Here is a 9,653-nt window from a genome sequence, read left to right as displayed (position 1 = left end):
CGCAATCGCCCGACCCGCTGCACGCAATGAAAGTTCCGCGCGCCGGGCGATTGCTCAACCCGCGCCGAAAGGCGTAAATGACCAACGGGCTCCGGTCGCGGCTGGATGAAAGACCAGTGGCAGGTCAACTCGTCACCGGTGAAAATCGTGCCGTGACCCGGTCGGCCGAACTGGCCGGACACAGCCCCGAGGGGCTGCAACGGGCAACGCCTACTCTCCTGGAAGATGGTTCGTGGCTGTTGCAGGGCGAACATTTCTCGCCTTCGGCATTTCGCTCGACGACGATCCGGGGGTGCAGGGAATGCCTGCACGATGATCGTCAGAGGGCGGGATTGCTGGGCATGGCGATCCGGGGTGCCTGGTTGCTCGAGCACTATCTGCTTTGTTCGACGCATGGCCGACCGCTCGAAACGCTTTGGCAAGTCGGGTATAGGTGGGCGCGTCATGACAGCACCGCCCGACTGTTGGAGCTTTGTGACGATCTTTCGGACGCAACGACTTTTCCCACGCGTCGGGCGCCGACGGAGTTTGAAGACTGGCTGCATCAACGCCTGAACGGCACGGGGCAGGCGGGTTCTTGGCTGGACACCATGGAACTTGGGGCAGTCTGCGAATTTTGTCTGGCGCTTGGGCAGACTGCGATGGCAGCGGACCATCGCGACCCGCCGAGAAACCGTGATCCATCCGCGGCCTACGATCTCGGATTCAGCCTGGCACGGGAGGGCGAGGCTGCCCTCGAAGCCGCGCTGACCGCCCTGCAGGAGGCGCGCGCGCCCGGCGACGGAGTGCAGCGGGTTTTCGGCGCAGCTTACGACCTGCTTTCGCGCGACCCGCTTCCTGAAGGACTTCGCGGCTTCCACCAGGTGATGCGCCGGCACGTCGCGGCGACCTGGCCACTCGGGCCGGGAGACGAAATACTGGGTGAGCCGGTGCTGGAGCGGCGCCTGCACTCGATTGCCGATGCTGCCCGCCTGCTTGGGCGGTCGCCCGAGGTCATTCGCGCCGCTGTTGCGGATGCCGGGCTCCTTGAAGACGCAAGCGCCCGGAAGGCTGATGAGTGGTGCGTCTTCCGTGCGGGTGAGAACGTTTTGGATCGCTTCGATACCGGCAGCTCTGTTGCGAAATTCTGTGAGGTGCTGTCGCTCGAAGCTGATCTGTTCGAGGAGCTGAGGGACGCAGGCCTGTTCGGTGCTGTCGGGCGGGAAAGTGAGCTCACATTAAAGACGGGGCATGCCCTCGTCGACCGATTGCTCCTTGGAGCGGAACCGATGGGCCGGCGGGGCAAGGGATGGTGCACCGTCCCGGTGGCCGCTCAGCGGCTCCAGGTTCGACCTGCGGAGGTGGTCGCGATGATCCTTGATGGCCGGTTGGAGCGGATCGGGCGGCACGGGGGCGCTCCGGGCTTTGCGTCCGTCCTGGTGAACCTGTCGGGAGTCGTCGAGGATGCGATCAGCGCCGAAGTCTTCGCATTTTCGCAGGGGCTGACGACGGCAGAGCTTCTGAGCCTCCTGAGGCGTGGCGGATCGCCAGCGACGGTCAGCCAGCGAGAGAAGGGGCGGAAGGATCGGATCATGCTGTCGGGCGCGGATGCCGCGGCCTTCCATGCGCGGTTCATCAGCTTTCGCAGCCTCGGGGTTGCTCTGAGGCTGGAGTGGGATGTGCTGGAGGCCAGGCTGGAGGATCTGGGCATCGCGCCGGCCCCGGACTGCCGGCGGATCTACCTGCGCGAGGAGGTCAGAGGCCTTCTGGAGGAAGCCTCATAACCAATTGAACTAACGCGCTTATTTAATCCGCGCCGCGAGCGGCTTTTGCCTTGACAGCCCTTGCGCATGCTTCTGGTTTCTTTTGCGCATGCTTCCCCCGTTTCTGGCTGCTGCAACCGCCCTCGTCCTAAAGCTGCCGTTTGCCGCCGATCCACACGCCCGCCACGGCACGGTCGTCGCCCATCATGATCGTCGGGAACAGCGCCTCCCACAGATCGCCGGCGCGGCCTGACCGCTGCGCGATGGCAGGGGTGGAGCCGAGGTCGAGGGCAACCAGATCCGCCTCCATCCCCACAGCAAGATTGCCGACCTTGTCCTCGATACGCAGCGCACGGGCCGACCCAACCGTTGCCAGCCACCACAGCTGCGAGGGGTGCAGCGCCGTGCCGCGCAGCTGCGCCAGCTCATAGGCCGCGGCCATGGTGCGCAGCATCGAGAAGGAGGAGCCGCCCCCTGTATCCGTCGCCAGCCCGATCCGCAGCCCAGATGCGACCAGCCCGGCCATGTCGAAGATGCCAGAGCCGATGAAGGTGTTCGAGGTCGGGCAATGCACCAGGCTCGCCCCGGCCTCGCGCAGGCGGTCCCGCTCGCGCGCGGTGAGGTGGATGGCATGGCCATAGACCGCGCCTTCGCCGAGCAGGCCCTGCGCCTCGTAGGTGTCGAGATAGTCGCGGGCCTGCGGGAAGAGGCTTTTCACCCAGTCGATCTCATCGGTCTGCTCGCTCAGATGGGTCTGCATAAGGCAGTCCGGATGCTCGCGCCAGAGCTGGCCGAGAACCATCAGCTGCTCGGGCGTCGAGGTCGGCGAGAAGCGGGGGGTGATGACATAGGAGAGGCGGTCCACCCCGTGCCAGCGCTCCAGCAGGGCGCGGCTGTCGTCATAGGCCGATTGCGGCGTGTCGCGCAGGCCGTCCGGCGCGTTGCGGTCCATGCAGGTCTTGCCGGCCAGCGCCCGCATCCCGCGCGCCTGCGCCGCGGCGAAGAAGGCATCGACGCTGGCGGGATGGATGGTGGCATAGCTGCACATCGAGGTGGTGCCATGCGCCAGCGCCAGATCGAAATAGCGCTCTGCGATCTCGGCGGCATAGGCGGGGTCGGTGAAGCGCATCTCCTCGGGGAAGGTGTAGCTGTTGAGCCAGTCGATCAGCCGCTTGCCCCAGCTGGCGATGATCCCGGTCTGCGGGTAATGCACATGCGCGTCGATGAAGCCGGCGGAAAGAAGGGCGCTGCCCATGTCGGTGACGGCGGCCTGAGGGTGGGCGGCGCGGAGGGTATCGGCCTCGCCCATCTCGGCAATGCGGCCTTGGCGGATCAGCACGGCGCCGCGGGTGGAATGGCGGGCGGCGCCCGGGCCTTCGACGAAGGGATCGCCGGCGAAGGCAAGCGTCTGTCCGATCACCAGTTGATCCATCTTGGCCTCCATCTGCCGGGGTTTGTTGACTTCCAGCAGATCGGGCGGGCGCAGGCAACAGGGGATGCGGGGGGCGGACCAGAAGGCTTCTCTCCTTCTTGCCCGGAATCAAGGCGCTTCAGCGCCGCCGGGCAGCGCCCGTCCGCCCCCCCGGGCGGGCGCTCCTACCCGTTCCGCGTAGAACTCCGGTGGAGGTAGGCCGCACCATAAAGCGCCCAGAACCAATGTTGCTCGCCCACCCGGCGGACGGGCGCTGCCCTCGGACTGTGCATGTTGCTTCTTGGACAGAAGCTCAAACTGACACGCTCTCGCTTCCCACCCCCGCTGGCCCTCACCCAACGGCTCGGGTAGGCTGCGGCAAAATCAGGCGGGGGCGGCATGGCGGAGAACACGGTCGAGGATATCGAACGCGAGGAAGAAGACTATGGCCTCGACGCGGCCCTGGTCGGCCAGATTCTCGACGCGGTCGAGGCGCGGGACACGGCCCGCCTCGAGATTCTCACCGACCCGCTGCACGCCGCCGACATCGCCGACCTTCTGGAACAGATCGGCCCCGCCGAACGGCGCGACCTGCTGCGGCTCTGGCCCCGCGGCATCGACGGCGAGGTGCTGTCCGAAATCGACGAGTCGATCCGCGAGGAGGTGATCGAATACCTGCCGCGCGAGATGCTGGCCGAAGCGGTGCGCGAGCTGGACTCGGACGATGTGGTCGATCTCATCGAAGACCTCGAGCTGGCACAGCAGCAGATCATCCTCGGCGCGCTCGACAAGTCGGACCGCGCCGCCGTCGAACAGTCGATGGCCTATCCGGAATACTCCGCCGGCCGCCTGATGCAGCGCGAGGTGGTGACCGCGCCCGAGCATTGGACGGTGGGCGAGACCATCGACTTCCTGCGCGCCGAAGAGTGGCTGCCCGACCAGTTCTACCATGTGGTGCTGGTCGATCCGCGCCAGCATCCGGTCGGCTATGTGACGCTTGGCAAGCTGCTGTCCTCACGCCGCGACGTGGCCCTGCGCGGGCTGGCCGAGGACAGCTTCCGTACCTTCAGCGTGTTCCAGGAGGAGGGCGAGGTCGCCTATGCCTTCAACCAGTATCACCTGATCTCGGCCCCGGTGGTGGACGAGGATAACCGGCTGGTCGGCGTCATCACCATCGACGACGCGATGAACGTGCTGGACGAGGAGCATGAGGAAGACGTGCTGCGCCTTGCGGGGGTTGGCGAGGAAAGCTCGATCTCGGACGGCGTGATCGAGACGGTGAAGCAGCGTACCCCCTGGCTGCTGGTGAACCTCTTGACCGCGAACCTTGCCGCGCTGGTGATCTCGCAATTCTCGGGCACGATCGAGGCAATCGTGGCGTTGGCGGCGCTGATGCCGATCGTCGCCTCGATGGGCGGCAATGCCGGCACCCAGTCGCTGGCGGTGGCGGTGCGGGCGCTGGCGACCAAGAACCTCACCAGCTCCAACGCCGGCCGGGTGGTGCGGCGCGAGGCGATGGTGGGGGCGATCAACGGCGTGCTGTTTGCGGTGATCATGGCGGGGGTGGGATATTTCTTCTTCGGCTCGCTGCTGCTGGGGGCGGTGATCGGCATGTCGATGGTGATCAACCTGATCGTGGCGGCGCTGGCGGGCGTGCTGGTGCCACTGGCGCTGGACCGCTACGATCTGGACCCGGCGCTGGCCTCTGGCACCTTCGTCACCACGATGACCGATGTGGTGGGTTTCTTCAGTTTCCTCGGTTTGGCGACGGTGATTTTGCTATGAATGCTCTGATGGACCAGAAGACGGCGGCGCGGGCAGAGGCGTTTGCGGATCGCAAAACGGCTTTTGCGGGCGGGCAGGGCAGCGCGGCGGAACGGCTGGCGGCCGTGCTGGCGCCCTGCCGCGGGCAGGTGCTGGCCGGCTACATGCCGATGCGGACCGAGATCGATCCGCTTGCGGCGATGGTGGCGCATCTGGCGGCGGGCGAGGGCGGGCGTGTCTGCGTTCCGGTGATCGAAGGGCCGGGCCAGCCGCTGCGCTTCCGCGAATGGACGCCCGAAGCGGCGATGGAGCCGGGCGAGTTCGGCGCGCTGGTGCCGGCGGCGGGCGAGTGGCTTGTGCCCTCCGTCCTGATCGTGCCGCTGCTGGCCTTCGACTGGCGCGGCTACCGCCTTGGCTATGGCGGCGGCTACTATGACCGCACGCTGGAGGCGCTGCGGGCCGCGGGGCCGGTGATCGCCGTGGGCTTCGGCTTTGCCGCGCAGGAGGTGGAGGAGGTTCCGGTGGAGCCGACTGACCAGAAGCTGGACCTGATCGTCACCGAATGCGGGGTGATCCGGCCCGGGACATAGGGAACCCGTCTGATCCGCGCGGGTTCGGCTGGCAGAACTGGAGGGGCTATGAAAGCAAGCGCGATCCTTGAGACAGTGATCTATGGGGCTGATCCGCAAGCGGTGGCTGCGTTCTACACGCGCCTGTTCGGGCTGGAACCCGTGCAATCCGTGCCCGGCCGCTTCGCCTTCCTGCGCTGCGGCGGGCAGATGCTGCTGATCTTCAACCCGGACGCGACGCGCGACCCCGACCACCAGAACGGCATTCCGGCGCATGGGGCGACGGGGCCGGGCCATCTGTGTTTCCGAGCCGAGACGGCCGAGGAACTGGAGGGTTGGCGTGCCCGGCTGGCAGAGCTTGGCATCGGGATCGAGCATGAGCAGGTCTGGAAGAGCGGCGCCCGCTCGGTCTATCTGCGCGACCCGGCGGGGAATTCGGTCGAGATTGCCGAGGCGGCGATCTGGGGGCTGTGACCGGCGGACCGTCGTGCCCGGAGCCGGCGGGCGGGGGGCCGTCTGCCCCCCGCACCCCCCGAGGATACTTGGAAAAGGCAAAGGGGAAGAGCGCGGTCAGTCCCCGATCTGCACCGTCTGGCGCAGGGTGCCGGAGGGGGCATCGAAGATCAGGATCTCATCCGTTTCAGTGACGACGGCATACCAGCCGGGGCCGAAGGTGACGGCGCGGGCGGTGCTGCCGGCGGGCAGGGTGATCCCGGCGGGCAGCACCGGGCCGGCGGGATCTTGCGAGAAGCGGATGACAAGGATCGCAAGGATCGCTAGAAGCCCGACGATCATCACCCCGGCCAGTGCCGTCACCAGTGCCTTCAGGAAACGCAGTTCCGGCAGCGCCGGGGCCGCCTCGCCCCCGTTCGGAGTATCATCCTTGTCAGGCATCGCCCCCCGCCTTCTGCATGTCGTCATCGGGCCGGACCCGCCCGAGCGCCTTGATAAGGCGCTGGCGCGCGAGGTGCCAGAGGAATGGGCGCTGTCACGCTCGCGCCTGACCAAGATGATCGCCGAGGGTGCGGTCAGCCGCGGCGGCGTGGTGCTGACCGACCAGAAGGCCCGCGTCGCCGAGGGCGACCGCATCGAGCTGACCCTCGGCGCGCCCGAGCCGGTCGAGACCGAGGCCGAGGATATCCCGCTGTCCGTCGTTTGGGAGGATGACGACCTGATCGTCATCGACAAGCCCGCGGGGCTGGTGGTGCATCCTGCGCCGGGCACGCCCTCGGGCACATTGGTCAACGCGCTGCTGCATCATTGCGGCGACCGCCTGCACGGGGTGGGCGGCGAGCGGCGGCCGGGCATCGTCCATCGGATCGACAAGGATACCAGCGGGCTGCTGGTGGCAGCCAAGACCGACCGGGCGCATCACGGGCTGGCCGCGCAGTTCGAGGCGCATACCGTGGCGCGGCACTATCTGGCGCTGGTGTTCGGCGTGCCCGACAAGGCCGATCCGCGGCTGCGCGGGATCAAGGGCGTCAGCTTCGAGGCGGGCGGGATCCTGAAGGTGGCGACGCAGCTGGCGCGCCACAAGACCGACCGGCAGCGGCAGGCGGTGGTGGAACATGCCGGGCGCCATGCCGTCACCCGGGCGCGGCTGGACCGGGTGTTCGGCACGCCGCCGAGCCTCGCGCTGCTGGATTGCTGGCTGGAAACCGGGCGCACCCATCAGATCCGGGTGCACATGGCCCATGTCGGGCTGGGGCTGGTCGGCGATCCGACCTATGGCGGGCGGCGCAAGCCTGCCGCCAAGAGCCTTGGCGAGGCGGCGGCCGAGGCAGTGGCGGCCTTCCCGCGGCAGGCGCTGCACGCGGCGACGCTGGGGTTCGAGCATCCGGTGACCGGCGAGGCGCTGTCCTTCTCGGCGCCGCTGCCCCCCGACATGGCAGCGCTGCTGGCGATCCTGCCCGGGGCGTGAGCCGCGACATAAGCACTGGGCCCCCCGAGATCACCCTGCACCCACGCACAGCCACATAAGCGTGATAGCGCTGACATGGGGCTGGCGCGGCGACGGGAGGAACTGCATCCTGCGTTGAACCGTTCGGTACACTAAGGCGTCCCCTTGAAAGCGGGCTGCGCCCTTCCCAACTTCACCGGTCCCGATCCGCCCTGGCGGAAGGGGAACAGGGGATCAGACAGATGAGCACCTATACCAACCTACCCGCACCCAGCCCCGAACAGGGGATGAACCGCTACCTTCAGGAGATCCGCAAGTTTCCGCTGCTGGAACCCGAAGAAGAATACATGCTGGCCAAACGCTGGGTGGATCACGAGGACAGCTCGGCCGCGCACCGGCTGGTCACCTCGCACCTGCGACTCGCGGCGAAGATCGCCATGGGCTATCGCGGCTATGGCCTCCCGCAGGCGGAAGTGATTTCCGAGGCGAATGTCGGGTTGATGCAGGCGGTCAAGCGTTTCGACCCCGAGCGCGGGTTCCGGCTGGCGACCTATGCGATGTGGTGGATCCGCGCCAGCATCCAGGAATATATCCTGCGGTCCTGGAGCCTGGTGAAGCTGGGCACCACCTCTGCCCAGAAGAAGCTGTTCTTCAACCTGCGCAAGGCCAAGTCCAAGATCGGCGCGCTGGAAGAGGGCGACCTGCGCCCAGAGAACGTCGCGCAGATCGCCAAGGACCTGAACGTGACCGAGACCGAGGTCATCTCGATGAACCGGCGGCTGTCGGGGGGCGATGCCTCGCTGAACGCCATGGTGGGCTCGGACGGCGACAGCGCGACCCAGTGGCAGGACTGGCTGGAGGACGAGGATGCCGACCAGGCCGGCGACTATGAGGCGCGCGACGAGCTGGAAGCGCGCCGGGCCCTGCTGGTGCAGGCGATGGACGTGCTGAACGACCGCGAGAAGGATATCCTGATGCAGCGCCGGCTGGAAGACAGTCCGGCAACGCTCGAGGACCTCTCCTCGCAATACGAGGTCAGCCGCGAGCGGATTCGCCAGATTGAGGTGCGAGCCTTCGAGAAGCTGCAAAAGCGGATGCAGGAACTCGCCCGCGACCGCGGGATGCTGGTCCCGGCCTGATCCCGGAAGCCCGCCCCTCGGCGGGCTTTCTCACACGTGCGCGAAGGTCAGCCGCCCCGGGTAGCTGCAGGTTGCGCTTTGCTGCAGTGCAGCTAAGTTGCGCGCGGGGATGAGGCGGCAGGCCCCTCGTGGCCGCTCTGACAGGACAAGGCGAATGAACGCGAATGCATTCCGGCAACGCCTGATCGGGGCGATTTTGTGCCTGTGCCTGCTGGCGCTGGTTGCGGGCACCGTGCCGGTGACGCTGGCGCTGCTGTCGCCACTTGGCACGATTGCCCGGGTGCTCGACAGCCTCGCGCCGCAGATGCTGGCCGCCGCGCTGGGGCTGGCGCTGCTGGCGGCGCTGCTGGGGGCTTGGCGGGCTGGGGGTGCGATGACGGTGCTGACCCTGGCGCTTGCGGGGTGGTTCGGGCTGCAGCATGCACAACGCTCGTTGCCGCTGGCCGCCGATATGCAGCCGGAATTGCGCGTGCTGTTCTTCAACGTGCTCCATGAGAATGCGGCCAATGCCGAACGGATTGCGCAAGCGGCTCGCGACTCGGGCGCCGATGTGCTTGCTTTCGCCGAAACCGGCGCACTGGAGGCGGTTCTGCCGGGCTTGCGCGAGGACTATCCCCACATGGTCGGCTGCGAGAGCGAATGCCAGACGGTGGTCTTGTCGAAAGTACCGATGGCAGCCTCCAATCCCGAGTCGGGGCCGATGGGCTGGCATGGCACGTTCGCCTTGGTCACGCTGACCCCGGAAGAGGGCGAAGCCTTCACGCTGATCGTGGCGCACAAGCTCAAGCCCTGGTTCGCCGGTCAGGTCGAGGGGCAGGACGCCCAGTTCGAGTCTCGATTGAACGACATCGCCGGGCCTATGGTGGTGGTCGGGGATTTCAACGCCGCCCCGTGGAGCGCGCCGTCGCGCGCGCTGATCGACGCAACCGGCCTGCGGGCGCCGCGGCTGCCGGTGCCCACCTGGCCGGTGGAGGCGGGGCGCTTCGGGGTGCCGATCGACAACATCTTCGTGCGCGGCGGGGCGCGGCTGACGGACCTTCAGCCCTTCGGTGATGATCTCGGCTCCAACCATCGCGGCCTGCTGGCCGAGGTGGCGATCGGCGGCTAAGGCGCCGACCGCCCCGGAGG

Annotated in this window: 9 protein-coding genes; 7 read left to right on the top strand and 2 right to left on the bottom strand. The window is 67.5% G+C overall.

Going from position 1 to position 9,653, the window contains the following annotated elements; all coding sequences use genetic code 11:
• Nucleotides 1-77: 77 nt before the first annotated feature.
• Nucleotides 78-1,763, top strand: coding sequence for a TniQ family protein (locus tag GVY41_RS12850; protein WP_161346652.1), 1,686 nt, complete (start codon nucleotides 78-80; stop codon nucleotides 1,761-1,763).
• 127 nt (nucleotides 1,764-1,890) lie between these two features.
• Here the strand turns inward: GVY41_RS12850 and guaD are convergent, their stop codons facing one another.
• The gene (guaD, locus tag GVY41_RS12845) at nucleotides 1,891-3,174 is read right to left on the bottom strand and encodes a guanine deaminase (RefSeq protein ID WP_161346654.1); all 1,284 of its coding nucleotides are present in this window, start codon (nucleotides 3,172-3,174) and stop codon (nucleotides 1,891-1,893) included.
• Between the two features lie 378 nt (nucleotides 3,175-3,552).
• Here guaD and mgtE point away from each other — a divergent pair, with 378 nt between their 5' ends.
• Genes mgtE through GVY41_RS12830 form a run of 3 tightly spaced genes read left to right on the top strand, consistent with a single transcriptional unit; the run spans nucleotide 3,553 to nucleotide 5,960 of the window.
• Entirely contained in the window at nucleotides 3,553-4,938 is a 1,386-nt protein-coding gene (gene mgtE, locus GVY41_RS12840) for a magnesium transporter (protein WP_161346656.1), read from the top strand.
• An 8-nt stretch (nucleotides 4,939-4,946) separates the two neighbouring features.
• Nucleotides 4,947-5,507 (top strand): 5-formyltetrahydrofolate cyclo-ligase, encoded by a 561-nt coding sequence (locus tag GVY41_RS12835; RefSeq protein WP_229726054.1) that lies wholly within the window; start codon nucleotides 4,947-4,949, stop codon nucleotides 5,505-5,507.
• A 48-nt stretch (nucleotides 5,508-5,555) separates the two neighbouring features.
• On the top strand, nucleotides 5,556-5,960 hold the full coding sequence (locus tag GVY41_RS12830) for a VOC family protein (RefSeq protein WP_161346660.1): 405 nt from the start codon (nucleotides 5,556-5,558) through the stop codon (nucleotides 5,958-5,960).
• Between the two features lie 96 nt (nucleotides 5,961-6,056).
• Here GVY41_RS12830 and GVY41_RS12825 read toward each other — a convergent pair whose 3' ends face one another.
• Entirely contained in the window at nucleotides 6,057-6,380 is a 324-nt protein-coding gene (locus tag GVY41_RS12825) for a DUF6476 family protein (RefSeq protein ID WP_161346662.1), read from the bottom strand.
• On the opposite strand from GVY41_RS12825, the gene GVY41_RS12820 reads away from it, so the two are divergent.
• The 3 genes from GVY41_RS12820 to GVY41_RS12810 all read left to right on the top strand — a co-directional run bounded on the left by GVY41_RS12820 (nucleotide 6,370) and on the right by GVY41_RS12810 (nucleotide 9,633).
• A complete protein-coding gene (locus GVY41_RS12820; protein ID WP_170301185.1) occupies nucleotides 6,370-7,407 on the top strand; it encodes an RluA family pseudouridine synthase in 1,038 nt (345 codons plus the stop codon). The genes GVY41_RS12825 and GVY41_RS12820 overlap by 11 nt on opposite strands.
• A gap of 221 nt (nucleotides 7,408-7,628) precedes the next feature.
• Nucleotides 7,629-8,525, top strand: coding sequence for an RNA polymerase sigma factor RpoH (gene rpoH, locus GVY41_RS12815; protein WP_161346667.1), 897 nt, complete (start codon nucleotides 7,629-7,631; stop codon nucleotides 8,523-8,525).
• A gap of 154 nt (nucleotides 8,526-8,679) precedes the next feature.
• Nucleotides 8,680-9,633: an endonuclease/exonuclease/phosphatase family protein gene (locus GVY41_RS12810; RefSeq protein WP_161346669.1), complete on the top strand. Its 954-nt coding sequence runs from the start codon at nucleotides 8,680-8,682 to the stop codon at nucleotides 9,631-9,633.
• Nucleotides 9,634-9,653 lie beyond the last annotated feature (20 nt).

This window comes from Frigidibacter albus, assembly GCF_009908165.1.
Classification (GTDB): domain Bacteria; phylum Pseudomonadota; class Alphaproteobacteria; order Rhodobacterales; family Rhodobacteraceae; genus Frigidibacter; species Frigidibacter albus.
Note: the sequence above shows the minus strand (reverse complement) of the source record. Positions and strands in the feature narration are given on the sequence as shown.

Excerpts from the sequence above, each read along its gene's own strand:
- GVY41_RS12850 (WP_161346652.1), top strand. The coding sequence starts at position 78 with ATGACCAACGGGCTCCGGTCGCGGCTGGATGAAAGACCAGTGGCAGGT.
- guaD (WP_161346654.1), bottom strand. The coding sequence starts at position 3,174 with ATGGATCAACTGGTGATCGGACAGACGCTTGCCTTCGCCGGCGATCCC.
- mgtE (WP_161346656.1), top strand. The coding sequence starts at position 3,553 with ATGGCGGAGAACACGGTCGAGGATATCGAACGCGAGGAAGAAGACTAT.
- GVY41_RS12835 (WP_229726054.1), top strand. The coding sequence starts at position 4,947 with ATGGACCAGAAGACGGCGGCGCGGGCAGAGGCGTTTGCGGATCGCAAA.
- GVY41_RS12830 (WP_161346660.1), top strand. The coding sequence starts at position 5,556 with ATGAAAGCAAGCGCGATCCTTGAGACAGTGATCTATGGGGCTGATCCG.
- GVY41_RS12825 (WP_161346662.1), bottom strand. The coding sequence starts at position 6,380 with ATGCCTGACAAGGATGATACTCCGAACGGGGGCGAGGCGGCCCCGGCG.
- rpoH (WP_161346667.1), top strand. The coding sequence starts at position 7,629 with ATGAGCACCTATACCAACCTACCCGCACCCAGCCCCGAACAGGGGATG.
- GVY41_RS12810 (WP_161346669.1), top strand. The coding sequence starts at position 8,680 with ATGAACGCGAATGCATTCCGGCAACGCCTGATCGGGGCGATTTTGTGC.